This is a genomic window from Amycolatopsis sp. NPDC114505 (assembly GCF_055633615.1).
The window spans coordinates 299,044-323,310 of the sequence record NZ_JBVKDV010000007.1; the positions used below are offsets into that span (position 1 = coordinate 299,044).

The 24,267-nt window shown below is 70.2% G+C and carries 22 protein-coding genes, 2 tRNA genes and 1 other RNA gene; 10 read left to right on the forward strand and 15 right to left on the reverse strand.

The window, feature by feature from the left end; genetic code table 11:
- Together ACZ7OU_RS50130 and ssrA are read right to left on the reverse strand one after the other, a co-directional pair.
- Positions 1 to 210 (reverse strand): hypothetical protein, encoded by a 210-nt coding sequence (locus tag ACZ7OU_RS50130; RefSeq protein ID WP_470245642.1) that lies wholly within the window; start codon positions 208 to 210, stop codon positions 1 to 3.
- 1,347 nt (positions 211 to 1,557) lie between these two features.
- Positions 1,558 to 1,926, reverse strand: a transfer-messenger RNA (tmRNA) gene (gene ssrA / locus ACZ7OU_RS50135).
- Between the two features lie 159 nt (positions 1,927 to 2,085).
- Here ssrA and ACZ7OU_RS50140 point away from each other — a divergent pair.
- Genes ACZ7OU_RS50140 through ACZ7OU_RS50150 form a run of 3 tightly spaced genes read left to right on the forward strand, consistent with a single transcriptional unit; the run spans position 2,086 to position 4,577 of the window.
- Positions 2,086 to 2,769 (forward strand): sensor domain-containing protein, encoded by a 684-nt coding sequence (locus ACZ7OU_RS50140; RefSeq protein ID WP_470260762.1) that lies wholly within the window; start codon positions 2,086 to 2,088, stop codon positions 2,767 to 2,769.
- Entirely contained in the window at positions 2,766 to 3,896 is a 1,131-nt protein-coding gene (locus ACZ7OU_RS50145; RefSeq protein WP_470260763.1) for a sensor histidine kinase, read from the forward strand. The genes ACZ7OU_RS50140 and ACZ7OU_RS50145 overlap by 4 nt, the downstream gene beginning before the upstream one ends.
- Positions 3,897 to 3,935: 39 nt before the next feature.
- Positions 3,936 to 4,577, forward strand: coding sequence for a response regulator transcription factor (locus tag ACZ7OU_RS50150; RefSeq protein WP_329051584.1), 642 nt, complete (start codon positions 3,936 to 3,938; stop codon positions 4,575 to 4,577).
- On the opposite strand, the gene ACZ7OU_RS50155 is transcribed toward ACZ7OU_RS50150, so the two are convergent.
- The gene (locus ACZ7OU_RS50155; RefSeq protein WP_470260764.1) at positions 4,562 to 4,993 is read right to left on the reverse strand and encodes a GlcG/HbpS family heme-binding protein; all 432 of its coding nucleotides are present in this window, start codon (positions 4,991 to 4,993) and stop codon (positions 4,562 to 4,564) included. The two genes, ACZ7OU_RS50150 and ACZ7OU_RS50155, sit on opposite strands and share 16 nt — an antisense overlap.
- 141 nt (positions 4,994 to 5,134) lie before the next feature.
- Between ACZ7OU_RS50155 and ACZ7OU_RS50160 the strand changes: the two genes are divergently transcribed.
- Positions 5,135 to 5,359 carry a hypothetical protein gene (locus ACZ7OU_RS50160; RefSeq protein ID WP_470245646.1) on the forward strand — a complete coding sequence of 75 codons (225 nt, stop codon included), beginning with the start codon at positions 5,135 to 5,137 and terminating at the stop codon, positions 5,357 to 5,359.
- Positions 5,360 to 5,452: 93 nt separating this feature from the next.
- Positions 5,453 to 6,754, forward strand: coding sequence for an acyltransferase family protein (locus tag ACZ7OU_RS50165; protein WP_470260765.1), 1,302 nt, complete (start codon positions 5,453 to 5,455; stop codon positions 6,752 to 6,754).
- Here the strand turns inward: ACZ7OU_RS50165 and ACZ7OU_RS50170 are convergent.
- The 8 genes from ACZ7OU_RS50170 to ACZ7OU_RS50205 form a co-directional block, all read right to left on the reverse strand.
- Complete coding sequence (locus ACZ7OU_RS50170) at positions 6,744 to 7,640, reverse strand: amidohydrolase family protein (protein WP_470260766.1); 897 nt, start codon at positions 7,638 to 7,640, stop codon at positions 6,744 to 6,746. The two genes, ACZ7OU_RS50165 and ACZ7OU_RS50170, sit on opposite strands and share 11 nt — an antisense overlap.
- Complete coding sequence (gene smpB, locus ACZ7OU_RS50175) at positions 7,637 to 8,119, reverse strand: SsrA-binding protein SmpB (RefSeq protein WP_470245649.1); 483 nt, start codon at positions 8,117 to 8,119, stop codon at positions 7,637 to 7,639. Before smpB ends, ACZ7OU_RS50170 begins: the two co-directional genes overlap by 4 nt.
- Positions 8,120 to 8,166: 47 nt before the next feature.
- Positions 8,167 to 9,060: a permease-like cell division protein FtsX gene (gene ftsX, locus ACZ7OU_RS50180; RefSeq protein WP_470245650.1), complete on the reverse strand. Its 894-nt coding sequence runs from the start codon at positions 9,058 to 9,060 to the stop codon at positions 8,167 to 8,169.
- Between the two features lie 54 nt (positions 9,061 to 9,114).
- Positions 9,115 to 9,804, reverse strand: a complete 690-nt coding sequence (ftsE, locus tag ACZ7OU_RS50185) for a cell division ATP-binding protein FtsE (RefSeq protein ID WP_470245651.1) — start codon at positions 9,802 to 9,804, stop codon at positions 9,115 to 9,117.
- Positions 9,805 to 9,976: 172 nt separating this feature from the next.
- Positions 9,977 to 11,080, reverse strand: coding sequence for a peptide chain release factor 2 (gene prfB, locus ACZ7OU_RS50190; RefSeq protein WP_470245652.1), 1,104 nt, complete (start codon positions 11,078 to 11,080; stop codon positions 9,977 to 9,979).
- Positions 11,081 to 11,143: 63 nt separating this feature from the next.
- Entirely contained in the window at positions 11,144 to 11,644 is a 501-nt protein-coding gene (locus ACZ7OU_RS50195; protein WP_470245653.1) for a PadR family transcriptional regulator, read from the reverse strand.
- 378 nt (positions 11,645 to 12,022) lie between these two features.
- A tRNA-Met gene (locus tag ACZ7OU_RS50200) sits at positions 12,023 to 12,099 on the reverse strand.
- Between the two features lie 77 nt (positions 12,100 to 12,176).
- Positions 12,177 to 12,761, reverse strand: coding sequence for a TetR/AcrR family transcriptional regulator C-terminal domain-containing protein (locus tag ACZ7OU_RS50205; protein ID WP_470260767.1), 585 nt, complete (start codon positions 12,759 to 12,761; stop codon positions 12,177 to 12,179).
- Between the two features lie 94 nt (positions 12,762 to 12,855).
- Between ACZ7OU_RS50205 and ACZ7OU_RS50210 the strand changes: the two genes are divergently transcribed.
- Positions 12,856 to 14,274 (forward strand): FAD-dependent monooxygenase, encoded by a 1,419-nt coding sequence (locus ACZ7OU_RS50210; protein WP_470260768.1) that lies wholly within the window; start codon positions 12,856 to 12,858, stop codon positions 14,272 to 14,274.
- 50 nt (positions 14,275 to 14,324) lie between these two features.
- On the opposite strand, the gene ACZ7OU_RS50215 is transcribed toward ACZ7OU_RS50210, so the two are convergent.
- A tRNA-Met gene (locus ACZ7OU_RS50215) sits at positions 14,325 to 14,398 on the reverse strand.
- A gap of 67 nt (positions 14,399 to 14,465) precedes the next feature.
- Positions 14,466 to 17,471: a UPF0182 family protein gene (locus tag ACZ7OU_RS50220; protein WP_470260769.1), complete on the reverse strand. Its 3,006-nt coding sequence runs from the start codon at positions 17,469 to 17,471 to the stop codon at positions 14,466 to 14,468.
- 150 nt (positions 17,472 to 17,621) lie between these two features.
- On the opposite strand from ACZ7OU_RS50220, the gene ACZ7OU_RS50225 reads away from it, so the two are divergent.
- Complete coding sequence (locus ACZ7OU_RS50225) at positions 17,622 to 18,164, forward strand: PPA1309 family protein (protein ID WP_470260770.1); 543 nt, start codon at positions 17,622 to 17,624, stop codon at positions 18,162 to 18,164.
- On the opposite strand, the gene ACZ7OU_RS50230 is transcribed toward ACZ7OU_RS50225, so the two are convergent.
- Positions 18,161 to 19,267 (reverse strand): YlbL family protein, encoded by a 1,107-nt coding sequence (locus ACZ7OU_RS50230; protein WP_470260771.1) that lies wholly within the window; start codon positions 19,265 to 19,267, stop codon positions 18,161 to 18,163. The genes ACZ7OU_RS50225 and ACZ7OU_RS50230 overlap by 4 nt on opposite strands.
- Positions 19,268 to 19,358: 91 nt before the next feature.
- On the opposite strand from ACZ7OU_RS50230, the gene ACZ7OU_RS50235 reads away from it, so the two are divergent.
- A complete protein-coding gene (locus ACZ7OU_RS50235) occupies positions 19,359 to 20,732 on the forward strand; it encodes a zinc-dependent metalloprotease (protein WP_470260772.1) in 1,374 nt (457 codons plus the stop codon).
- Positions 20,733 to 21,029: 297 nt separating this feature from the next.
- Here the strand turns inward: ACZ7OU_RS50235 and ACZ7OU_RS50240 are convergent, their stop codons facing one another.
- A complete protein-coding gene (locus ACZ7OU_RS50240; protein ID WP_470245660.1) occupies positions 21,030 to 21,539 on the reverse strand; it encodes a M48 metallopeptidase family protein in 510 nt (169 codons plus the stop codon).
- A 230-nt stretch (positions 21,540 to 21,769) separates the two neighbouring features.
- On the opposite strand from ACZ7OU_RS50240, the gene ACZ7OU_RS50245 reads away from it, so the two are divergent.
- Together ACZ7OU_RS50245 and ACZ7OU_RS50250 are read left to right on the forward strand one after the other, a co-directional pair.
- Positions 21,770 to 22,816 (forward strand): ThiF family adenylyltransferase, encoded by a 1,047-nt coding sequence (locus tag ACZ7OU_RS50245; RefSeq protein WP_470260773.1) that lies wholly within the window; start codon positions 21,770 to 21,772, stop codon positions 22,814 to 22,816.
- Positions 22,817 to 22,876: 60 nt separating this feature from the next.
- Positions 22,877 to 24,217 carry an ABC1 kinase family protein gene (locus tag ACZ7OU_RS50250; RefSeq protein WP_470260774.1) on the forward strand — a complete coding sequence of 447 codons (1,341 nt, stop codon included), beginning with the start codon at positions 22,877 to 22,879 and terminating at the stop codon, positions 24,215 to 24,217.
- Positions 24,218 to 24,267 lie beyond the last annotated feature (50 nt).

The window sequence follows — 24,267 nt, forward strand, 5'->3', positions numbered from 1 at the left end:
TCAGACGGCCTTCTGCCGCCGCCCGGCATCGAGCCCGAGCATGGCAAGCAACTCGGCACATTCCAGGACGTTCGAAGAGTGCCCGGCCACAGTGATAACGGCCCGATCATTCTGTTCGGCAAGCCGAACGGCCTCCTCGGCCCGGATAACCCCCATCCGACTGTCTTCATCGTTGGCGGTCGAGCTGCCGTTGGAACGGGCCCAGGTCATCTGGCCACCTACTTCCGGCCCCGCGGGTGCAGAGCCATGGTCGGGCCTCCAGCATGACACTCACAAAAATTTCACCCACAAGTGGGCCCCATCACAAGCCCTAAACACAGCGAGTAGACCTCAATGGAAGGGGCAACGGCCAAGCGGGCGGTAGACCCGAAACCGCAGGTAGATGCGTGGTTGGCGACTGAAAAGCCCGTTTGAGGAGCGGTGACCGGGGCGCGCGGCGAGGGACGGGCTGGCCGGGGTGGGCCAACTGGGTGACGGCCGGGGTGAGTCGGCTGGGGATGGGTGGGGTGGGCGAGGTGCGGCCGGCTGGGATGAGCGGCGAGGAACGGCTCGGCTGAGAATGCGCCGACCAGGTTGCGGGTGGGATGGGCCGGCTGGCGGTGAACTGAGCGGGGCGGGCAGGGCCGGACGGAGCGGGGCCGGGCGGAGCCGGGCGGGCGGAGCCGGGCCGGGCAGAGCGGGCCTGGTGGCGGGCCGGGCGGAGCCGGGGGGGGCGGGCGGAGCCGGGCCGGGCCGGGCAGGGCGAGGCGGGCAGGGCAGAGCCGGGCAGGGCAGAGCCGGGCAGGGGCAGGGCCGGGCAGCGCCCAGCCTGGCGGGGCAGGGCAGGGGCAGGGCCGGGCAGCGCCGAGCCGGGCGGGGGCAGGGCCGAGCCGGGCAGGGCGAAGTGGGGCAGGGCGGGCAGGGCGGGCAGGGCGGGCAGGGCGGGCAGGGCGGGCAGGGCGGGCAGGGCGGGCAAGGCAAGCCAGGGCGGAGCGGCCGCGCCAGGCCAGGCGGGGCGAGCCGGGCCAGGCGGGGCAGGCCAGGCAGGGCAGGCCAGGCAGGGCAGGCCAGGTCCGTAGCCCTTCCGGCACCCCGAAGCCCTGATTGTGACTACGGCCGTCAGCACCGCGTCAAGGCGGGAAAGCGTGCCTTGACCCGGCACTGCCGGCCGTGTTCTGGCTTCGGATCGGGGTGCGGGGGGGGTCTGGGTCCTCGTCGGTGCGTGTTCGCGCGTCGGCTCGCGCGTGAGCGGCGCGCCATGCGCAGCGGTGCAGGCTGTGGCCAGGCGCAAGCCGCAGCCCAGCCGGCGAGGCGCCAGCCGCAGCGAGGCGCGAGCCTCAGCCGCGAAGCGGGGGCAAGGGGCAGAGCCCCAAAGGCGGGGTCCAGGGGCGAAGCCCCGGAGAGAGGGGCGAAGCCCCGAGAAGCAGGGTCCAGGGGCGAAGCCCCGGGGAGGGGGTCCAGGGGAGGGGGTCCAGGGGGCGAAGCCCGCCTGGCGGGGGTCTGGGGGTTCGACCCCCAGAAAACATGGACGAAACCGAAGAGAAGGCCGAAGCCCCGAAGGGGCGACGGCCTTCTCGAAGGTGGAGGTGCCGGGAATTGAACCCGGGTCCTCTGGCGTATCAACAGGACTTCTCCGTGCGCAGTCCGCTACGTCTCTACTTGGCCCCCTCGGTCACGCGAACAAGCCGAGGTGACGAGCCCAGCCACTGTTTGCTTCACGACTGTTCCCCGTGGCCGGGACAGTCGCTGAGCCTCCTAGCTGATGCCGGTACCCGGGCCGGAGGCGAACCCGGGCCGACAGAGACGCACTCGCTCAGGCGGCGAGGGCGTACTCGCGCTGACTGGAGTCGGCGCTTATTTGGTTGCGATGACGCTTAACGGTGGTCTCTCGCCTGCACCGGCACGCTTCTCCTGAATCAACGTCCAAAGTCGAAACCGTTCACCCCCTTGGTGGGAACACAACCTGTACATCATAACGCGTCCCGCCATCCCTTTACTCCAGGTGGGTAGGGCCAGCCCTACCGCGAGGATGCCCGCGCGCACCATGTCCGGAACGGCCGGCGGAGACGACCCTGGAGTCCATCGTGGGATGAAGGGAGCCTGGTCATGGATAGCGAAAGGCGGGATCCGCCGTTCGGCGGTTCGGTGGTGTTCCTGCTGATGAACCTGCCGCTGGGGGTGGTGGCGTTCGCGGTGCTGACGACGTTCCTCGCGGCCGGGCTGGGGACCGCGGTCGTGTGGGTGGGCGTGGGCCTGCTCGCGCTGCTCGTGCTGGGTGTGCGGGGGGCCGCCCGGCTGGAGCGGGCGCGGGTCTACGCCCTGCTCGACCGGTACATCGACCTGCCTTACCTGCCGCTGCCCGCGGAGGGGCAGAAGAACCGGTGGAAGGGCCGGCTGAAGGACCCGTCGACGTGGCGGGACCTGGCTTACTTCTTCGTGCTCTTCCCGCTCGGCATCGTCGAGTTCGTGCTGGTGACGACGTTCTGGTCGACGAGCTTGGCGCTGGCGGGGCTGCCGATCTACTTCCGATGGCTGCCGGGCGGCGCGTACTACTTCCCGTCCGACGACCTGCGGTGGCTGACCGTGGATTCGACGGTGGAAGCGCTACCGTGGGCAGCGCTGGGGGTGTTGTTCATCGCGTTGTCGGTGGCGCTGACCAAGGCGCTGGCGGGGGTGCACGCCCGGCTGGCGAACGCGCTGCTGGGGACGACCGTGGCCCAGCGCCGTCGGATGGAGCGCTGGTGGGAAGACCGGGAAGACGCGGAACAGAAGAACCTGGTGGCGGGATGACCGAGGCGCAGCGGCTGGAGCACCCGCGGCCGAACCCGGCTCGCACGATCGTGTACATGATCGTCAGCTTCGTCTTCCGGATCCTGCAGTTCGTGCTGATCGTGACGGGGATCGCGGTGGGGGTCGGCACGGCGGTGGTGTGGGTCGGGTTCCCGATCCTGCTGGCGACGACGAGCTTCATCCGCTGGTCGGCGGACCGGGAGCGGGCGTGGCTGGGGTCGATGCTGCGGGTGCCGCTGCCGCCGGTGGAGCGGCGCTCGCAGGAGGGCCTGCCCCTGCTGCGGCGCTGGATGGTGCGGCTGAGCGACCCGACGACGTGGCGTGACCTGGCGTACCTGATGGTGGCGTTCCCGCTGGCTTGCGCGGAGCTCGGGATCGCGATCGCGTCGATCGTGCTGCTGCCGATGGCGATCTGGGTGACGCCGTGGCTGGGCTGGCTGCACGGCGAGCTGGGCATCGCGTTGCTGGGCCCGAACCGGACGGAGCGGCTGGAGCAGAAGGCCGAGCGCCTGCAGGCGTCACGCGCCCGGGGTGTCGACGCCGCCGAAGCGGAGCGGCGCCGCATCGAGCGTGACCTCCACGACGGCGCGCAGCAGCGGCTGGTCGCGGTCGCGATGAGCCTCGGGCGGGCGAAGTCGAAGTTCGACCAGGACCCGGACATGGTGCGGGAGCTGATCGACGAGGCGCATTCGGACGCGAAGCTCGCCGTGTCGGAGCTGCGCGACCTGGCGCGCGGCATCTACCCGGCGGTGCTGGGCGACCGCGGGCTGGACGCGGCGTTGTCGGCGCAGGCGGCGAAGTCGCCGATCCCGGTGGACGTGACGGTGACCGTGGACCCGCGGCCGCCGGCCGCGGTGGAGACGACGGCCTACTTCATCGTCGGCGAGACGCTGACGAACATCGCGAAGCACTCCGGAGCGTCCGAAGCGGAAGTAAAGGTGTGGCGGACCGACGACCACGTGGTCGTCGAGATCACCGACAACGGCCACGGCGGCGCCGAGGTGCGGCCGGGCGGCGGGCTGGCCGGGCTGGCCGACCGCGCCGCGACGATCGACGGCGTGATCACGGTCGTCAGCCCGGTCGGCGGGCCGACGGTAATCCGGGCTGACCTCCCCTGCCAATGGTGAATAAGCTGGCTCCCGTTCATCCACGAGCTTGGGGGCCGGATGCGGGTAGTCATCGCCGAAGACGCCGTGCTGTTGCGGGCCGGGGTGACCCGCCTGCTCGCCGACGAAGGCATCGAGACGGCCGCGGCCGTCGACAACGGCGACGACCTGCTCGGCGCGATCAAGGAACACCGTCCTGACCTGGCGATCGTCGACGTCCGGATGCCCCCGACCTTCACCGACGAGGGCCTGCGCGCGGCCTTGGCGGCACGCAAGGAGATCCCGGGGCTCCCGGTGCTGGTGCTTTCGCAGTACGTCGAGGAGTCGTACGCGGTGGAGCTGCTGTCCGGCGGCGCCGGCGGAGTCGGCTACCTGCTGAAGGAGCGGGTGGCGGACGTCGAGGAGTTCCTGGACGCGGTCCGCCGGGTGGCGAACGGCGGCACGGCGATCGACCCGGACGTGATCGCCCAGCTGATGGCCCGCGGCCGCCGCAACCCGCTGGACGCGCTGACCGCCCGCGAGTCCGAGGTGCTGGGCCTGATGGCCCAGGGCCTGTCGAACACGGCGATCGCGAACTCCCTCGTGGTTTCGCACGGCGCGGTGGAGAAGCACATCGGCAACATCTTCTCGAAGCTCGGTCTCGAGGCGAGCGCGGAGGAACACCGCCGGGTCCGCGCGGTACTGACCTACCTGGGCCGCTGAGCCCGCCACCGTTCCACGGCTGTCTGCACCGCCTGCTCGTCTTCCCGCGCGTGCGCACCGGAAGCCCCGGCAGCTCCGAGGACGACGTCTCCGTCCGTGACGAGGACACCGCCCGCGTACGGGACGTAGTCCCCGTGGAAGAGGTGTTGGATGCCGTCGACGATCGGTCCCGGCAGCTCGATCCCGCCCGACGGCCGCAGGGTGAGCAGCGCGGTACGAGCCTTGGCCACGGCGATCCGGCTGGTCATGGGCATCCCGCCATCGGCCCGGCGCAAGGTGATCACCTCGCCGGCGACGTCGAGCACCGCGACCGCCAGCGGCGGGAACCCCCGTTCGGCTCCGATCGCCAGCGCGGCCGCCACCAGTTCGTCGGCATCGGCCAAGGTCAGACCGGGAAGGCGGGGAGACTCGATCATGAAGTCGAGCCTACCGACCGCTGAGCGGACGTTCGGTGACCAAAAGTCCCGTAAAGTGGACATAGGGTCACCCGTTCCGCGGGCGGCACCCTCCCCACCCCTCACCTACCATGAGCGGACCCGCCGGAGAGGAGCGCGCAGATGTCCGACGAGTCCCGCTGCGTCCGCTTCTTCGGAGGCCCGCTCGACGGCCGCGTCCAGGAGCTCGGGGACGCCGAGCCCGTGCCCGGCACCGTCATCCGGCACATCCACCTCCACGGCGGCCCGAAGATCGAGACCCGCTACGAGCTCGGCCTGACCGAAGGCGGCTGGGAGTACCGCGTCTCCGCGACGCGGCACGAACCCGAGCCGGACAACCGGCGGTAGGGAGAACCCCCGCATCGAGCGGGGGTGAACAGGACCCCGAAGACGCCGGTCAGCACCGCTGTTCCCGCAGGTCGAAGCGGCCAGGATTGGCGCATGCAGACAAGCCGGGACCGCTTCCTCGACGTCGTCCGGGCGGGGGCCATCCTCGCCGTCATCGCCCAGCACTGGGTCATGCCGGTGCTCTCCTACTCCGACGGTCACCTCGCCACGGGCAACGCGCTCGCGACGCCGGGGTGGTGGGTCGTCACCTGGCTCAGCCAAGTCATGCCGCTCGTCTTCTTCGCCGGCGGCGCGGCCAACCTGATCTCGTTCCGCCGCGCCGAATCGCCGCGCCGGTGGCTCGCGGCCCGCCTGAAGCGGCTGATGGTACCGGTGCTGCCGCTGATGGCCGTCTGGCTCGTCGTCCCGGACTTCCTGCGCGGCCTCGGCGTCCCGCCGCAACCGCTGCAGGTCGGCAGCGCGATCGCCGCGCAGCTGCTGTGGTTCCTCGCGGTCTACGTCCTCGTCGTGCTCCTCACGCCGCTGATGGTCGCCGCACACCGGCGCTGGGGCCTGAAGGTGCCGCTCGTCATGGGGGTCGCCGGCGTCCTCGTCGACGTCGCGCGCTTCAACGACCTCGGCTACATCGGTTACGCCAACGCCATCTTCGTCTGGGTCGCCGTCCACCAGCTCGGCTTCCACTACGTCGAAGGCCGCCTCGGCGACCTCACCCGCCGCGCCGCGCTGACGCTCTCGGCCGCCGGCTTCGGCGTCACGGCGATGATGGTCGCCTTCGGCCCGTACCCGGCCAGCATGATCGGCATGCCGGGCGCGCCGGTGTCGAACATGAGCCCGCCGACCGTGCTGCTCGCCTTCCTCGCCGTCGGCCAGATCGGCCTGCTGCTCGCCTTCCGCCCGCAGCTCAACGCGCTCGCCGGCCGACCCGGCATCGGCAACGCCCTGAGCTGGCTCGGCGCGCGGTTCATGAGCGTCTACCTGTGGCACATGCCGGCGCTGATCGTGGTGGCGGGCGTGACGGTCTACGGCCTCGGCTACGAGACGCCCGCGCCGGGCACGCTGCTCTGGCTCGTCATGGCGCCCGCGTGGTTCGCGGTGTGCGGGCTGGTGCTGCTGGGCCTGCTGCGGCTGTTCGCGCACTTCGAGCTGCAGCGCGACACCGCCGAGGTCACCGCGCGGGTGCCGCAGCTGGTCGTCGCCGGGCTGATGATCTCCGGTGGCCTGCTCGGTCTCGCCGCGCACGGGTTCGCGCCGCTGTCCGACGGCATCGCGCACGGCCCGGTGCCGTGGGTGGTCCTCGCGACGGCCGGGTTCCTCTTGGCCGGCAAGCAGATCCCGGTGCTCGACCTGCTCGGCCGCGCGGTGGACGTCACGGAACGGACCGCCGTCAGGCGTTGAGCAGCTTCAGCGGGGTGTCGTGCAGGACGGCCCGCAGGAACGGCTCCCCCAGGCGATCGTCGGCCGCCCAGCCGGCGATCGCCTGCAGCTGCGTCGCGTAGGAGTACGGGATGTTCGGGAAGTCCGTGCCGAGCACGACGCGGTCGCCGAACTCGGCCAGGCGCGCGGTCCAGTCCGGCGGCAACGGCGACATCGCCTCGGCGAACGGGACGCCGACCATCGTCGTGTCCAGGTGCACGCGCGGGTACTTCGCGAGCAGCTCGAACGCCGTGCCGAACTCGGGCATCGCCGCGTGCGCGAGCACCGCCGTCAGCTTCGGGTGGCGCTTCAGGACCTCTTCGAAGACCGACAACCCGGTGAAGTCGCCCCGCAACGGACCGTGTCCACAGTGGACGACGACCGGGACACCCGCGTCGGCCAGCGAACCCCACACCGGGGTCAGGTGCGGGTCACGCGGGTCGTACGCGCCCACCTGCACGTGCGCCTTGAACACCCGGGCGCCGGCGCGCAGCGCACCGTCCACAGCGGACCCGGCGCCGGGCTCGGGGTAGAACGTCCCGGTCGGCACGGCGTCCGGTACCCGCGCGGCGAACTCCAGCGCCCACTCGGTCAGCCACTCCGCCATCCCCGGCTTGTGCGGGTAGACGAGCGGCGCGAAGCGCAGGACACCCAGCGAGCGCAGGGTTTCCAGCCGCTCCTGCTCGGACGTCCGGTAGTGCACCGGCCACTCGGTGCCGTAGTGCGTCGAGGCCCGGTCGAAGTACGCCCAGACCTTGTCCATCACCGGTTTCGGCAGGAAGTGGACGTGCAGGTCGACCAGGCCCTGCAGGCCCAGCGACGCCGTCCAGCGTGCGACATCGGCGTCGGAAGCCGGGCCCGCCGTCACTCCGTGAACCGGCCCTTCAGCGCGCGGCCCATGGCCTTCCTGATGTCGCGGTCCGCGTCACGCTTCGCGAGCGTCTGCCGCTTGTCGTAGGCCTTCTTGCCTTGGGCCAGCGCGATCTCGACCTTGACCTTGCCGTCCTTGAAGTACATCGACAGCGGGACCAGGGAGAGCCCGCTCTCCTTGGTCTTGCCGATGAGCTTCTCGATCTCGCGCCGGTGCAGCAGCAGCTTCCGGGTGCGCCGCGGCATGTGGTTGGTCCACGTGCCCTGCGTGTACTCCGGGATGTGCACGTTGCGCAGCCACACTTCGCCGTCGTCGACCGTCGCGAACGCGTCCGCCAGGGACGCCTTGCCCTCGCGCAGGCTCTTCACCTCGGTACCGACGAGCACGAGACCGCATTCGTAGGTGTCGATGATGGAGTAATCGTGCCGCGCCTTGCGGTTCGACACGATCACCTTCTGGCCACGTTCCTTGGGCATACGACCACTCTACGTGATGTCCGGGGCCGCAAGCAGCCGGTTAAAAGCTAGTGCCGGACGTACAGCCGCAGCGTGACGTAACCGGTGATGGCGGAGATCACCATGGAGACGCCCAGCAGGATCGGCGCGACCGGGAACAGCAGCTCCAGCGTGGTGATCTTCGGGAACACGTCGCCGGTGAACACCGCGTCGAGGAAGCCGACCTTGGTGATGACCAGCATGATGATCCCGAGGATCGCACCGACCGCGCCGGCGACCACCGCCTCCAGGAGGAACGGTAGCTGCGTGTACCACCGCGTCGCGCCGACGAGCCGCATGATGCCGACCTCGGTGCGCCGGGTGAACGCGGACACCTGGATCGTGTTGGCGATCAGCAGCAGCGCGGCGATGGCCATGATGAGCGCGGCCCCGAACGCCATGTTCCGGACACCGTTGAAGGCGTTGAACACGCGGTCGAGGAACTTCTTCTGGTCGTCGACCTTCCGCACGCCCGGCTTGGTGCCGTACTCCTGCACGATCGACTCGCTGCGGTCCGGGTCCTTCAGCTTCACGTGCAGCGAAGCGGGCAGCGACTCCGGCCCGGTCAGCTGGATGAGCTCCGGCTGGCTCTCGAAGATCTTCTTGAACCGGTCGAAGGCCTGGTCGCGGTTTTCGAACACGACCGACTCGACGCCGTCGTTGCTCTGGAGGGACGAACGCAGCGACTGGCACAGCGACTGCGTGCAGTTCTTGTCGTTCGCGCTGATGTCGTCGGTGAGGTAGACCGAAACCTCGACGTCGGCGAGGAAGTTGGCCTTCATCTTGTCGATCGTGCGCACGGCCAGGAGGCCGCCGCCGAGCATGGCGAGCGACACGGCCGTGGTCAGCATCATCGCGATGGTCATCGTGATGTTCCGGCGCAGGCCGGTGATTACCTCACTGAAGACGAAACTGGCACGCATGTCGGGGTCTGGTCCTTGGTGTCGGGGGCGTTGGCGGGGCGGGGAGGGCCGGAGTCAGCGACCGATGCCGTAGACGCCGCGGGCGTCGTCGCGGATCACCCGGCCGAGCTGCAGCTCGACCACTCGGCGCCGCATCGAGTCCACAATGCCGTGATCGTGGGTCGCCATCAGGACGGTCGTGCCGGTGCGGTTGATCCGCTCCAGCAGCAGCATGATGTCCTGGCTGGTGTCGGGGTCCAGGTTCCCGGTCGGTTCGTCGGCGAGCAGCACCAGCGGCCGGTTGACGAACGCGCGCGCGATCGCGACGCGCTGCTGCTCACCACCGGAGAGCTCGTTGGGCAGGCGGTCCGCCTTGCCGTCGAGGCCGACGAGCTCCAGCACCTCGGGCACGACCTTCTTGATGGTCGGGGCGGGCTTGCCGATGACCTCGAGGGCGAACGCGACGTTCTCCGCGACGGTCTTGTTGGGCAGCAGGCGGAAGTCCTGGAACACGCAGCCGATGGTCTGCCGCAGGCGGGGGACCCGGCGGCGGGCCAGCTTGACGACGTCGAAGTTCGACACCATCACACGGCCCTTGCTCGGCGTCTCTTCGCGCAGCAGCAGCCGGAGGAAGGTCGACTTCCCCGACCCCGAGGGACCGATGAGGAAGACGAACTCACCCTTTTCGATGTTGACGGACACCCGCTCGAGCGCGGGCCGCGTCGAGGTCTTGTAGACCTTGGAAACCTCTTCGAGCCGGATCACGATTCGGCATACTACCCACCGGTGTCGTGAAGCCCCGGTTGCCCGGTCCACCCGGGTGGAGCAAGGGGCGTTTGCGCACGGTGAGCGGTCGTCCGGACACCCGTTGCGCCGATCAGGGGACGACTGGGCCGGGTGGCCGACGCGGTGCGCCGGCCACCCGCCCACGCGTCGATCAGACGGTGGCCGTCTGCTTCCGCCAGCGGATGCCGGCGTCGAGGAAGCCGTCGATCTCGCCGTCGAGCACCGCGGACGGGTTGCCGACCTCGAACTCGGTCCGCAGGTCCTTCACCATCTGGTACGGGTGCAGCACGTAGGAGCGCATCTGGTTGCCCCAGCTGGAGCCGCCGTCCTTGAGCGCGTCCATCTCGGCGCGCTCTTCTTCCTTCTTCCGCAGCATCAGCCGGGCCTGGAGGACCTTGAGCGCGGCCGCCTTGTTCTGCAGCTGCGACTTCTCGTTCTGGCAGGAGACGACGATGCCGGTCGGCAGGTGTGTGATGCGCACCGCGGAGTCGGTCGTGTTGACGCTCTGGCCGCCGGGACCCGACGAGCGGTAGACGTCGACGCGGATGTCCTTCTCCGCGATGTCGACGTGGTCGACCTCTTCGACCTCGGGCAGCACCTCGACGTGCGCGAACGACGTCTGGCGCCGGCCCTGGTTGTCGAACGGCGAGATCCGGACGAGCCGGTGGGTGCCCTGCTCGACCGAGAGGGTGCCGTAGACGTAGGGGGCGGTGACGTTGAACGTCGCCGACTTGATGCCCGCTTCTTCGGCGTAGGAGATGTCGTAGACGTCGGTCGGGTAGCCGTGGCGCTCGGCCCAGCGCAGGTACATGCGGAGCAGCATCTCGGCGAAGTCCGCGGCGTCGACGCCGCCCGCTTCGGAGCGGATCGTGACGACGGCGTTGCGGGCGTCGTACTCACCGGAGAGCAGGGTACGGACCTCGAGGCCGTCGATGGCCTTCCCCAGGTCGGCCAGCTCGGTCTCCGCCTCGCCCATGCTGCCGGAGTCGCCCTCGTCCGCGGCGAGCTCGTACAGCACGCCGAGGTCGTCGAGCCGCTGGCGCAGCTCGCTGACCCGCCGCAGCTCGCTCTGCCGGTGCGAGAGCTGGCTGGTGACCTTCTGCGCCGCCTCCGGGTCGTCCCAGAGCGTCGGGCTCGAAGCCTGCTGCTCGAGGTCGGCCACCTGGGCACGCAGCGCGTCCAGGTCCATCACCGACTCGATCTGCGTCAGCTTGCCGGTCAGGTCCCTCAGTGCCGCGTCGAACTCATCACTCACGTTTGTCGAGGTTACGGCAAAACCCACGACCGGTCGCGAGGGCCGGTCGTGGGCGCGCGAACTTCAGGCCGCGGGGATGGCGTCGAGCAGCTTCAGCGCGGCCTTGGCCTGAGCCTGGGCGAACTCGGCGACGGCCTTCTCGTACGGCCCGTCGGCGGCCTTGGTGGCCGCCTTCGCGTCGTCGAGCTGCTGGCCGTAGCTCGTCCGGGCCGAGTCGAGCAGCACCTGGCGCTGCTTCGCGGTCAGCGACGCCGCGTGCACGAGCCGCAGGATGAGCGGACTGCGCAAGTGGTCGGGACCGGCCTCGGACGTCAGCCAGGCCTTGAAGGCCTTCTTGCCGGCGGCGGTGATCAGGTACTGCTGGCTGGACCGCGGGCCCTGCTTGCCGAGCCGGACGAGACCTTCTTTGGACAGCGCCGGGAGCTCCCGGTACACCTGGCTGCGGGTGACGCTGAAGAAGGCGCCGAATCGGTCACCCGCTCCCGCGACGAGCTGCCCGCCGGTGGCGGGACCGTCGTGGAGCAGACCGAGGAGGGCGGCGGCTGTTGCATTCAATTCGGACACGTCCCCTAGATTCCCACTTATCGGCCGCTGTGTCCACAGTGGTCAGCAGATCTGTCCATTGTGGCTAGTGAGATCCCCTCGTTCGGCCCAATGCGACCAGGTCCACTGTGGACCCGGACACGCTGTGCAACCACCGGGGCGGCACTTTGGTCCAACCAGCCGCACGCGAGACGCTCCGACGCCGCCAGGCAGGTGAGTCCGCCGGGCGCCCCTCCCCGGCTTGGCCGACTCCGGACACGCACCGCAACCGCACGGAAACGGCGTTCACATCGTGGGATCCGCAGTGATTCGACAGTTTCGCGGAAAAGTCGGCAGTGAAACTCGTGCGAACATGACAAAAGAGGCACGTTCCCGAATTTCCGAGAACGTGCCTCTTGGTGGTAGCGGGGACAGGATTTGAACCTGCGACCTCTGGGTTATGAGCCCAGCGAGCTACCGAGCTGCTCCACCCCGCGCCGTTGTGGTACTTGAATAGATTACACGGGGTGGCCATCGGCTTTTCACCGGGGTCTCCAAACCGGCTGACCAGGCGTTACTTCGCCTCGAGCCACATGCGTGCTCCACTGAGGACCATCTCCAGGCCGTCCTCGAACCGCGAGCCGACGTCGGCGAGCAGGTCCCCGGCCGCCTCGCTGCGGTACCGCTCGTCCAACTGGCCCGGCACCGGGTAGACCGCCTGCTCTTCGATGGTGAAGCCGACGACGTAGCTGTAGACGGTGAACAGCGCCTGGCTCGCCCGGCGCTCGTCCAGCCCGGCTTCGATGCTCCGCCGCAGGGGACTCGGCCCGACCGATCCGGTGTCGCCGAGGTAGGTGCCCGCGAAAACCTTCCCGCCGTCGCGGTAGGACAGCATCATCCGGCGCAGCGCCCGCGCGCCGTGCGCGACGGCCTCCCACTCCCCCAGCGACTCGGGCGGCCGCCGGTCCTCCGCCGAGTCGCGGTACATCTGCGTCGCCATCTCGTCGAGGAGCTCCTGCTTGTTCTTCATGTGCCAGTAGAGCGCCGGCGCCTTGACCCCGAGATCGGCGGCGATCAGCCGCAGCGTGAGCCCGTTGAGGCCGGCCTCGTTGAGCAGCTTCAGCCCCGAGCGCGCGATGTCCTGCCTGGTCAGGGCCATGTTCCCGGTTCTCCTCGCAGTGCTCGCTTGACAATTTAACGATGTTAAGGGCATCCTCGGGTCAGGTCAATTTAACGTTGTTAAGGAGCTGGGGATGAACGAGCTGAACGCCGAGGTGGTCGTCGCGGGGGCGGGACCGACCGGGCTGATGCTGGCGAACGAGCTGGCACTGGCCGGAGTGGACGTTCACGTGCTCGAGCGGATGCACGAGCGGACGGGTCTGTCGAAGGCGCTGAACCTGCAGCCGCGCACGGCGGAGGTTCTCGATCTGCGCGGCCTGCTGGGCCGGGCGGAGCAGCGGTCGTTCGCGACTGTCGCGGACGGACACTTCGCGGTGATCCCGGTGAGCTACACCGGCTGGGACACGCGGCACCCGTACCAGGTCGGCATCCCGCAGGCGCAGGTCGAGGCGGCGCTGGAGGAGCGGCTGGCCGAGCAGGGCGTGAAGGTGCTGCGCGGCCACGAGCTGACCTGCTTCGAGCAGGACGCAGCCGGCGTGACGGTCACGGCGGGCGACCTCCGGGTGCGCGCGGCGTACCTGGTGGGCTGCGACGGCGGCCGCAGCGCGGTCCGCAAGGCCCTGAACCTGCCGTTCGAGGGGATCGAAGGCCGCGGCCACGGCGTCTCGGCGGACGTCCTGTTCCGGGCGACCCCGCCGGGCGCGCCGACGGAGTGGCGGTCGATGGGGAACATGGTGACGTCGCTCAGCCCGGGGAAGTTCATCGGCCTGATCCCGCTGGGCGAGCCGAACCTGTACCGCCTCAGCTACGGCGATCGCCTGAACCGCCCGGACGACCTCCGCGCCGCGGTGCCGGAGGAGGAAGTCCGCGCGGCGGTTCGCGAACGCTTCGGCGAGGAAGCGGAAATCGAAGAGATCCGCTGGCTATCGCGGTTCTCGGACGACAGCCGCCTGGCGGCGAAGTACCGGGTGGGCCGGGTGCTCCTGGCGGGCGACGCGGCGCACACCCACTTCCCGGCCGGCGGCCAGGGCCTGAACCTGGGTGTCCAGGACGCGATGAACCTGGGCTGGAAGCTGGCGGCGGAGCTGGCCGGCCGAGCCCCGGCGGGTCTGCTGGACACGTACGAGACGGAGCGCCGCGCGGTGGCGAACGGCGTGCTGCAGAACGTGGCGGCCCAGAACGCCCTGATCCCCCTGACCCCGGACCAGCTGGCCCTGCGCGCGCTGTTCCGCGACCTGACGGCCCTCCCGGAGGTCCAGCACAAGCTGTCGGGAATGGTCTCGGGCCTGGACATCCGCTACGAGGGGCCGGAACCCCACCCGGCGGCGGGCGCCCGTCTCCCGGACTTCAAGCTGGGCAACGGCTTCGCGAGCGACCTGTTCCACAGTGGAAAGTTCGTCCTGCTGACGAAAACCCCGGCAGCACCACCCCACCCGGCGGTAGTCGTAGCCGAAGTCCCCGAACTCCCCTGGCCCGACCTGACGACGATCCTGGTCCGCCCGGACGGTTACGTCGCTTCGACAACGGGATCCGTCGCCGGCTGGCTCGCCTGACGCACGAAAAAGCGCGGTTGGCCAACTTCGCCAACCGCGCTTCCCGTCTGTAGCGGGGACAGGATTTGAACCTGCGACCTCTGGGTTATGAGCCCAGCGAGCTACCGAGCTGCTCCACCCCGCGTCGTAGTACCTACCTTACGCCCCTGTTTCCAGGAGGTGCAAAGCAGGTGCCACTTAGGTAACTGACGTCACCCTCCAGGCTGCGAACTTGGCGGCGGGGTGCTGGTCCCCGGCGCCGCCGTCTTGGCCGCTTCGTACTCCCTCGCCGCGGCATCCAGGGCCGCCAGAGCCGCACCCTGGTCCGTGAAGTTCCCGGACTGCTGGGCCGCCTTGAGCTTCGCGATGGCCGACTGGATGTCCGTCACGGCCTTGTCGAGTGCCGCGTTGCCGCCCCCGGTGTTGGGTGGCGTCGTGGTCGGCGTGGTCGTGGGTGTCGTCGGCGGGGTGGTCGTCGGCTGGCCCGCCTGAGGCGGCGTGGTCGTCGCCTCACCGCTGCCCGCGCCGAAGATCTGATCCAGGGCTTCCTGGAGCGTCGCGCCGTAGCCGACCTTCGGTCCGTACGAGACGAGCACCCTGGCCAGCTGTGGATAGCTGTTCTGGTTGCGCTGCCGGATGTACACGGGCTCCACGTACAGGAAGCCCTGCGCGACCGGCAGCGTGATCAGGTTGCCGTAGATCGGGATGACGTTGGGGTTGTTGAAGAGCGTCCGGTCCTGCGCCACCCGTGGATCGCTCTGGAACCGGTTCTGGACTTGGACCGGACCGTCGACCTGGGTGGCTCCGGTCGCCGCGCTGGGTAGCTGGAGGACGCGGATCTTCCCGTAGTCGTTCGGATCCGAGGAGACCGACATCCAGGACGCGAGGTACTGCCGCTGCAGACCGGTGAGCGAGCTGGTCAGCTGGAACGTCGGTTTGCTCTGGCCAGGCGTGTCCGCGAGGACGTAGTAACCGGGCTGGTTGGCCGCGCCGGCCGCGGCCGGGTTGGAGCCGCCCTCGGCCGTCGGGTCCTGCGGGACGCTCCAGAACGCCTGCTGCGAGTAGAACTCCTGCGGGTTGCTGACGTGGTAGCGCGACAGCAGCTCACGCTGGATCTTGAAGAGGTCCTCGGGGTAGCGGAAGTGCGACCGCAGGTCCGGCGAGATCTCGGAGCTCGGCTTCACGAGCCCGGGGAAGACCTTCTCCCACGCGTTGAGGACCGGTTCCTTGTCGTCGATCGAGTACAGGTTGACCGTGCCGTTGAAGGCGTCGACCGTGGCCTTGACCGAGTTCCGGATGTAGTTGATCGAGCTGTTGGCCTGGCGCGCGACGCCGTTGAGCGAGTCGTTGGTGGCCGCGCCGAGCTGCGTCTGCTGCGAGTACGGGAAGTTGTTGATCGTCGTGTAGCCGTCGATGATCCACTGGATCTTGCCGTCGACGACCGCGGGGTACGGGTCGCCGTCGAGGGTCAGCCACGGCGCGACCTTGCTGACGCGCTCGCGCGGGTCGCGGTTGTACATGATCTTCGAGTTGTCGCCGATGGCGTCGGAGAACAGGATGTTGCGTTCGCCGTACTCGGCCGCGAAGGCCAGGCGGTTGAACCAGTTGTCGACGGAGACGCCGCCGGTGCCCTTGTAGGTGTAGCGGTCGGTGGCGGTGTCGTACTCGCCGGGCGCGTTGCCGGTGGTACCTCCGACGATCGCGTAGTCGGAGTCCGCGGCGGACAGTTCCCCGTAGTAGATGCGGGGTTCCTTGACCTCGATGCCGGGCTGGCCCGGGGCCGGCGAACCGGCGCCGGCCGGGTTCTGCGTGTCGCTGGTGGTCGCGATCGGGTAGCCGCCGTCGGAGTTGGCGTCCTTGACCGCGCGGTCGATCGTGTTGGCGGGCGCGGCGACGAAGCCGTTGCCGTGGGTGTAGACGAGGTGCTTGTTGATCCAGCTGGTCTGGTTGCCGGTCAGGCCCTCGGTCTTGATCTCCTTGGCGGCGACGATGTAGTCCTGCGTGGTGCCGCTGACGGTGTAGCGGTCGATGTCGAGCTTGGCCGGGAAGCCGTAGAAGTTCTCGCGGCCGACGCGCTGGGTGAAGGTGTCGGAGAGGATGTTCGGGTCGAGCAGCCGGATGTTCGACATCGTCCCGGTGTCGGCCTTGAGCTGCTCCGGCGTGGCCGACGCGTTGCCCGTGTACGGCTGGTACTGGACGTCGGTGAGGCCGAAGGCGCGGCGCGTGGCGTCCATGTTGCGCTGGATGGACGTCGCTTCCTTCTCGTTCGCGTTCGGCTTCACCGAGAACTGGTCGAGGATCGCGGGCCACGCGACGCCGACCAGGATGCTCGACAGGATCAGCAGCACCAGGGCGATCGCCGGCAGCTGCAGGTTGCGCAGGAAGGCACCGGCGAAGAACGCGATCGCGCAGATCACCGAGATGCACAGCAGGATCAGCTTGGCCGGCAGGACCGCGTTCAGGTCGGTGTAGGTCGCACCGACGAACAGCGGCATGCCCCGGTCGGACAGCAGCAGGTTGTACCGGTCGAGGAAGTACTCGGCCGCCTTCAGCAGCACGAAGAGGCCGACGGTGATGGCGAGCTGCGCGCGGGTCGGGCCGGCGAGCTGCCCGCCCTTGCCGGCCAGCCGGATGCCGCCGAAGACGTAGTGCGAGATCAGCGCACCGAAGAAGGAGATGACGACGGTGATGAACAGCCAGCCGAGCAGCCAGTTGAAGAACGGCAGGTCGAAGGCGTAGAAGCCGACGTCGTTGCCGAACTCGGGATCGGTCTGGCCGAACGAGGTGCCGTTGAGGAACAGCTGCACGACCTGCCAGTCGCCCTGGGCGGACAGCCCGGCGATGAGGCCGGTGAGCGCCGGGATCCCGATGCCGAAGAGGCGGATGCGCGCGACGATCGCGGACCGGTAGCGGGCCAGCGGGTCGTCGGCGCCGGAGATCGGCACGAACACCGGGCGGGTGCGGTAGGCGATCATCAGGCTGACCGCGAGCGCACCGCCGACGAGCAACCCGACGGCGAAGAACAGGATCACGCGGGTGACCACCTGGGTGGTGAACACCGACCGGGCACCCACTTCACCGAACCACAACCAGTCGACGTACGTGTCGAGCAAGCGGGCTCCGAGCAGGAGCGCCAGCACGATCACCGCGGCGATGATGAGGAGGATCCGGCTCCGCCGGGACAGCTTCGGCAGGCTCACCGGGGGCCGAGTCGCCACGGTGCACGCTCCTGTCATTCGTCAGCACTTGAACAGGGGCGCTCGCGCCCCCTGATTCCCTAACTCTACGGATGCCGTGGGAAGTTCCCGGGACCCGCCCGAATCGGACTCGCGGCGTGGTCGCGCGGAGGGGCCTGACACGATGTCCCCATGGAATCGCAGCAGGCCGGGGTGGCCGCTCTCGCGCGCGAGATCGAGGACTTCATGGCCGCGAACGGCTGGGACCAGCCGCCGCAGCTGTTCGCGCTGGTGCCGACCGCGGCGCTGCTGGACGAGCAGCCGGAGCTGGCGGGCCAGCTCGATCGGGCGAACCCGCTGACGCCGGTGGCCCAGGAAGCGCTGCCCGAGGGCGACCTCGCCGACGCGCTGGCCCGGATCGCGTGGCCCGATCTGGTGATCGGGTGCGCGCTCGCCCAGGAGATCATCGTGCTGCCGCCGGGCTCGGAGTCGGAGCTGCCGGACGTCACGGAAGCCGACGCGGAGAGCCTGCGCCGCGCGGCCGCCGACCACCCGCAGCGGACGGAGGCCCGCCTGGTGGCCGCGGTCCTGCGCGAGGGCGACGGCGCGTGCGTCATGCGGCTGCGCGGGATCGGCACGGCCGAGGGCACCGACGAGTCGATCGACGAGATCGTCGAGAGCCCCGACCTCGCCCCGAACCTCCTCGAGGCCCTCAAGGCGACGCTCCTCCCCTAGCAGGAGGTCGTCGGGCGGCCCGCCTTCAGGTTGGCCAGCTGCGCGAGCGCGTCGTCCAGTGTGGACACCTTGATGAGGTTGAGCCCGTCCGGCGCGGTGCTCTTCGCCTCGGCGCAGTTGTGCTCGGGCACCAGGAAGTCGGTGGCGCCGGCCTCGCGCGCGCCGACGACCTTGAACGAGATCCCGCCGATCGGGTCGACCTCGCCGGTCTCGGTGATCTCGCCGGTGCCGGCGATGTGGCGGCCGCCCGCGATGTCGTCACCCTTGAGGCGGTCGATGATCGCGAGGGTGAACATCAGCCCGGCCGACGGGCCGCCGACGTCCTGCAGGGAGATGTTGACGTTGAACGGCGCCTCGGCGCGGTCGACCGCGGTGAGGCCGACGAAGCCCTCCTTGCGGTCGGGGCGCGAAGCGAGCGTGAGCGGCACGGTGCGCTCCGGCTGACCGTCCGACTGGAAGGTGATCTGGACGGTCTGGCCCGGCAGGGTGCCGGCCAGCGCGGCGCGGACGTCGGCGGCCTCGACGATCTTCTTGCCGTTCACCGTGATCAGCTTGTCGCCGGGGGCGAGCACGTGGTCGGCCGGGCTGCCGGAGACGATCTGCTTCGCCAGCACCTTGATCGGGTAGCCGAGCTTGCGCAGGGCGGCGACCTGGGCGTTCGACTGCGAGTCCTGCAGCTGCTGGATGTTCTCCTGCTTGACCTGCTCGTTCGTCTCGCCCGGCTTGAAGTACTCCTCGCGCGGCGCGAGCGCGTAGCGGCCGCTGGCCCAGAAGCCGAGGCCCTGGAAGAGCGTGACGCCGTCGTGCAGCGAGACGGTCGTCATCCGCAGCTCGCCGGTCGTCGGGTGGGTCTCGTGACCGGTGACCTGGATGACCGGGTTGCCCGCGGCGTCGCGACCCAGCGTGTCGTAGGTCGGGCCGGGGCTGATCGCCACGAACGGCACCGGCACGACCAGACCGAGCACCACGAAGACGAGGAACAGCGAGCCGCTGACCACGAGCGTCCAGCCGCGGCGGGTCATCCGCCGGGCGTCGCCACCGGCCTCGGCACCGGGGTCCGGGCTGCTCTTCGCGGGGGCGGTCTGCTCGGAGGACTTGGTCACGACCGACAGCGTACGGTGACCGTGTTCGCTTCTCGGTGAAGGCCACGCACATGACGCGCTTGAGCCTTCCCGACCCGCGTACGGTGGACGCATGAGCAAACCCCCGTTCGGCTTCGGACCTTCCGATCCCGACAAACGAGGTGAGAACGAGCCTTCGGAACCATCCGGTGCCGAGGCCTTCAACCAGCTCGGGCAGATGCTGAGCCAGCTGGGCCAGATGCTCAGCCAGGCCGGTACTTCCAGCGGGCCGGTGAACTACGACCTCGCCAAGCAGATCGCCCTCCAGAGCCTGGGCAGCGCCGGCAACACCGGCGAAAGCCGTCTCGGCTTCTCCGGTGGAGACGACTCGAACGCCGCGGTCCGCGACGCCGCCCACCTCGCCGAGCTGTGGCTGGACGCGGGCACCCAGTTCCCGGCCGGCGCGACGTCGGCGGTCGCCTGGTCGCCGCGCACCTGGGTGGAGAAGACACTGCCGACGTGGCAGCGGCTCTGCGACCCGGTCGCCCGCCAGGTGTCCGGCGCCTGGATGGAGGCGCTGCCCGCGGAGGCCAAGGAAGCCGCCGGCCCGCTGCTGCAGATGATGGGGCAGATGGGCGGGATGGCCTTCGGGTCGCAGCTCGGCCAGGCGCTGGCGCAGCTCGCCCAGGAGATGCTGACGGCGTCCGAGATCGGCCTGCCCCTGGCCCCGGCCGGGACATCGGCGCTGCTGCCTGCGAACATCGAGAAGTTCGCCGAGGGCCTGGAGCTGCCGAACAGCGAGATCCTGGTGTTCCTGGCCGCGCGCGAGGCCGCGCACCAGCGGCTGTTCACGCACGTGCCGTGGCTGCGGCAGCGCCTGCTGGCGACGGTCGAGGAGTTCGCGCACGGCATCTCGGTGGACACGTCGGCCCTCGAGTCGCTGGCCGGCCGGATCGACCCGGCCAACCCGGCGAGCATCGAAGAGGCGATGTCGTCCGGGCTGCTGGAGCCCCAGACGACCGACGAGCAGAAGGCGGCGCTCAGGCGCTTGGAGACGCTGCTCGCCCTGGTCGAGGGCTGGGTCGACGTGGTGGTGGCCGACGCGGTCGGCGACCGCCTCCCGGGAGCGGACGCGCTGCGCGAGACCCTGCGCCGCCGCCGCGCGACGGGCGGCCCGGCCGAGCAGACGTTCGCCACGCTGGTCGGCCTGGAGCTGCGCCCCCGCCGCATGAGGGACGCGTCGAACCTGTGGAAGCTGGTCGGCGACCGTCACGGCCTGGAGAAGCGCGACGGCCTGTGGTCCCACCCGGACCTGATGCCGACGGCGGAGGACCTGGACGAGCCGATCGACTTCGCGGACCGCGTCGGCGAGACGGGTTCCCTCGACGACCTGGACCCGATCGCGGAGCTGGAGCGCACGGCGCAGTCGGAGAGTTCCAAGCGCGACGAGAAGGCCAAGGAGACCCCTCCGGACCCGGAGGAAAGCGACGGCGAAGGCCGCAGCTGAACCCAGTCCGGCAGAACGGGCGCCTCGCTCCGCGAGGCGCCCGTTCCCGTCCCACCGCCCGTGTCGTCCACCCAGGCACGCGTGTCGTCCGCCCAAGCACGCGTGTCGTCCACCCAATCACGCGTGATGCCCCTCCAGACACGCGTGATGCCTCTCTGATCACGCGTGATGCCCCTCCAGGCACGCAAGCCGACCGTCCCGGTACGCCGGACCCACCAGGCATGCGGCCTCTCGGACCGCCCGTCCACGCAGCCGGGGCGGCCCGTCGCAGCGGACCGCCCCGGTCACGTCACCCGCTCAGCACTCGGTGTCGATCCCCCAGCCGGCGGCGGCCGCCAGACCTTCGAGGTATCCCATCGCGCGTTCCGTCTTCGGGTACTTCCGCACCAAAGCCCAGAACGCCGCGTCGTGCCCGGGCTCGCGCAGGTGCGCCAGCTCGTGCACCAGCACGTAGTCCAGCACCCACGGCGGGACCTTCCGCAGCCGGTCGCTGACCCGGATGGTCGCGTCGACCGGCGTGCAGGACGCCCACCGCGTGCGCATCGGCTGCACCCAGCGGACGCTCGCCGGCACCGCGTTGCCGCCCAGGTACTTGCCCGACAGCAGCGCGCAGCGCGCCAGCAGGGCGTCGTCCGACGTCTTCGGGGGCGCCGGCCGACGTGGTTCCGAGCGCTGCAGCTTGCGCTCCATCTCGGCGACCCAGTGTTTCTCCTCCGCCCTGGTCATGCGCGCGGGGATGAGGACGATGAGCGTGTCGTCCTTCCAATACGCGGTGACCGTCCGGTGCCTGCGCTGGCTGCGCCGCACTTCGACCTTGTGTTCAGGTGTGTCCGACAGGGGGCTCGTTTCCCCCCGGCCTCTCAGGGAGGGCATCTGTGCTTCGACCACTCGACAACGGTAAGGCCCGGCACCGACAACTCCGAGCGCGTTGAGGTCACAGAGCCGAGTTGTCCACAGGCCTCTTCACTTGTGGACAACTCGGCCGATCCGACGCCTTCCCGGGCTCGATCGTCGCCGCCGGGTGCCATCCTCCGGACATGATCCTCTCCACCGCGGACATGCCTCCGGTGCTCCTGCCGGCCCATCCCGCCCTGCTCCCGGGCATCACGGTGCTCGAACGCGGCCCGCACGAGATCCAGCTCGGGCTCGACCCGCGCCACGGCGTGATCGTCGAAGGCCTGCCACCCGGCCTCGTCGCGCGACTGCGAAAACTCGACGGCAGCAAGCCCGTCGAGCGGCTGTTGCTCGCCGAGAGCGAACACCGCGACCAGCTGCGGACCCTCCTCCGGCAGCTGGCCGCGCTCGGCCTGGTCACCGACGCGGGCCGCCCGGACGGCCCGGGGCTCCGCGGCGAAACCGGCTTCTGGTCCCTGCGAGCCCGCCACTACCAGACCGCACTGAGCGACCGGCGGCGCGCCACGGCGGTCACGGTGCACGGCGACGGCCGGGTGGCGGTCGCGGTCGCCGTGCTGCTGGCCAACGCCGGGATCGGGCACGTCGAGCTGGAGCTGCGCGGCACCGTGACCGAGCACGACCTGGGCACCGGCTTCACGGGAGCCGACCTGGGCCGGTCCCGGCGCCAAGCCCTCGGCGACCTGCTCCGCCGCGTCGATCCCGAGGTCCGCGTCACCCGCCTGCACGACCGCTACCCGGACTTGGCGCTGCTCACCGACGCCGTCGTCCCCGCACCGGAGGTCGTCACCGCGCTGATGGAGGACGGCGTCCCGCACATGGCCGTCCGCGTCCGCGACGGGACGGGCATCGTCGGGCCGCTGGTCGTCCCGGGCCGCAGTTCGTGCCTTCGCTGCGCTGACCTGCACCGGACCGACCTCGACCCGTGCTGGCCCCGCGTCGCCGGGCAGCTGACCGGGCGGCACCAGCGGCCCGACCTCGGCGCGGTCCACGCCTGCGCGTCGCTGGCCGTCGCGCAGGCCATGCGGCTGCTCTCTCCCGCCACGCCGGCGCCCCCGGCCTGGAACGCGACCCTCGAGATCGACGCCTTCGACGGCCGCATCCGCCACCGCGGCTGGCCCCCGCACCCGCGGTGCGGTTGCGGCGCTCCGGCGCCACAACAGGAGACGTAGGCCACTAAGACGTCGTGAGCAGGCTGCGCGCCGCCGAGGACGCAAGGCAGAATCGCGGGGGTGACCGACTTCCGCGACCCAGGCGATCGTGACCCCGCGATGCCGCGCAAGGGTGCCGCCCGTACCGCCAAGCTCGCCAGTCTGCCGCTCGGGATCGCCGGCCGGGCGGTCGGCGGGTGGGGCAAGCGACTGGCGGGGCAAAGCGCGGAGCAGGTCAACGCGACGCTCTCGGCGAAGGCCGCCGAGCAGCTGTTCGAGGTGCTCGGCACGCTCAAGGGCGGGGCGATGAAGTTCGGCCAGGCGCTGAGCGTGTTCGAGGCGGCGGTGCCGGACGACATGGCGAAGCCGTACCGCGAGGCGCTGACGAAGCTGCAGGCCGCGGCGCCGCCGATGGCGGTCCGGCAGACCCACCGCGTGCTCGCCGAACAGCTGGGGCGCACGTGGGGCAGCCGGTTCGCCTCGTTCGACGACGAGCCGGCGGCGGCCGCGAGCATCGGCCAGGTGCACCGCGCGGTCTGGCACGACGGCCGCGAGGTCGCGGTCAAGGTGCAGTACCCGGGCGCCGACGAGGCGTTGCGCAGCGACCTTCGGCAGCTGCAGCGGTTCAGCAGGCTGTTCCAGGCGTTCGTGCCCGGCACGGAGGTCAAGCCGCTGCTGGCCGAGCTGGCCGAGCGCATGAACGAGGAGCTCGACTACCAGGCCGAGGCCCAGCACCAGCGCGCCTTCGCGAAGGCGTTCGAGGGCGATCCCGGCATCCTCGTGCCGCGGGTGGTGGCCAGTGCGCCCAAGGTCGTCGTGACGGAGTGGGTGACCGGCACACCGTTGTCGAAAGTCATCGCGGACGGCGACCGCGAGACGCGGAACCTGGCGGGCCGGCTGCTGGCGGAGTTCCACTACTCGTCCCCCGAGCGCGTCCACCTACTTCACTCGGACCCGCACCCGGGCAACTTCATGATCACCGGCGACGACAGGCTGTGCGTCATCGACTTCGGCGGCGTGGCCCGGCTGCCCGACGGCATCCCCCGCCACTTGGGCGAGATGACGAGGCTGGCCCTCGACGGCGAGTCCGCCGACCTGATGCGCCTGCTGCGGGAGAACCGCTTCATCCGGCCGGACAGCGACCTGACGGCGGACGAGGTCCTCTCGTACCTGGCGCCGTTCACCGAGCCGCTGGCCGAGCCGACGTTCCATTTCACGCGCAAGTGGATGCAGCGGCAGGCGTGGCGGGTCGGCGACAGCCGCGGCAACGACTTCCGGGTCGGACGGTCGCTCAATCTGCCGCCCGAGTACCTGATGATCCACCGGGTGACGGCGGGGTCGACGGGCATCCTGTGCCAGCTCGACGCGGAGATCCCGGCACGCGGCATCGTGGAGCGCTGGCAGCCCGGTTTCGCCACCTGAGTTGTCCACAGGCCGGTCCGCGAACGGACGGATTCCGGCGAGTTGTCCAC

What these genes read in the sequence shown, in the direction of transcription:
- ACZ7OU_RS50160 (WP_470245646.1), top strand. Translation starts at nt 5,135, where the DNA reads ATGTCCGACGAGTCCCGCTGCGTCCGCTTCTTCGGAGGCCCGCTCGAC.
- ACZ7OU_RS50165 (WP_470260765.1), top strand. Translation starts at nt 5,453, where the DNA reads ATGCAGACAAGCCGGGACCGCTTCCTCGACGTCGTCCGGGCGGGGGCC.
- ACZ7OU_RS50130 (WP_470245642.1), bottom strand. Translation starts at nt 210, where the DNA reads ATGACCTGGGCCCGTTCCAACGGCAGCTCGACCGCCAACGATGAAGAC.
- ACZ7OU_RS50140 (WP_470260762.1), top strand. Translation starts at nt 2,086, where the DNA reads ATGGATAGCGAAAGGCGGGATCCGCCGTTCGGCGGTTCGGTGGTGTTC.
- ACZ7OU_RS50205 (WP_470260767.1), bottom strand. Translation starts at nt 12,761, where the DNA reads ATGGCCCTGACCAGGCAGGACATCGCGCGCTCGGGGCTGAAGCTGCTC.
- ACZ7OU_RS50155 (WP_470260764.1), bottom strand. Translation starts at nt 4,993, where the DNA reads ATGATCGAGTCTCCCCGCCTTCCCGGTCTGACCTTGGCCGATGCCGAC.
- ACZ7OU_RS50245 (WP_470260773.1), top strand. Translation starts at nt 21,770, where the DNA reads ATGATCCTCTCCACCGCGGACATGCCTCCGGTGCTCCTGCCGGCCCAT.
- ACZ7OU_RS50150 (WP_329051584.1), top strand. Translation starts at nt 3,936, where the DNA reads ATGCGGGTAGTCATCGCCGAAGACGCCGTGCTGTTGCGGGCCGGGGTG.
- ftsX (WP_470245650.1), bottom strand. Translation starts at nt 9,060, where the DNA reads ATGCGTGCCAGTTTCGTCTTCAGTGAGGTAATCACCGGCCTGCGCCGG.
- ACZ7OU_RS50210 (WP_470260768.1), top strand. Translation starts at nt 12,856, where the DNA reads ATGAACGAGCTGAACGCCGAGGTGGTCGTCGCGGGGGCGGGACCGACC.
- ACZ7OU_RS50225 (WP_470260770.1), top strand. Translation starts at nt 17,622, where the DNA reads ATGGAATCGCAGCAGGCCGGGGTGGCCGCTCTCGCGCGCGAGATCGAG.
- ACZ7OU_RS50235 (WP_470260772.1), top strand. Translation starts at nt 19,359, where the DNA reads ATGAGCAAACCCCCGTTCGGCTTCGGACCTTCCGATCCCGACAAACGA.
- ACZ7OU_RS50145 (WP_470260763.1), top strand. Translation starts at nt 2,766, where the DNA reads ATGACCGAGGCGCAGCGGCTGGAGCACCCGCGGCCGAACCCGGCTCGC.
- smpB (WP_470245649.1), bottom strand. Translation starts at nt 8,119, where the DNA reads ATGCCCAAGGAACGTGGCCAGAAGGTGATCGTGTCGAACCGCAAGGCG.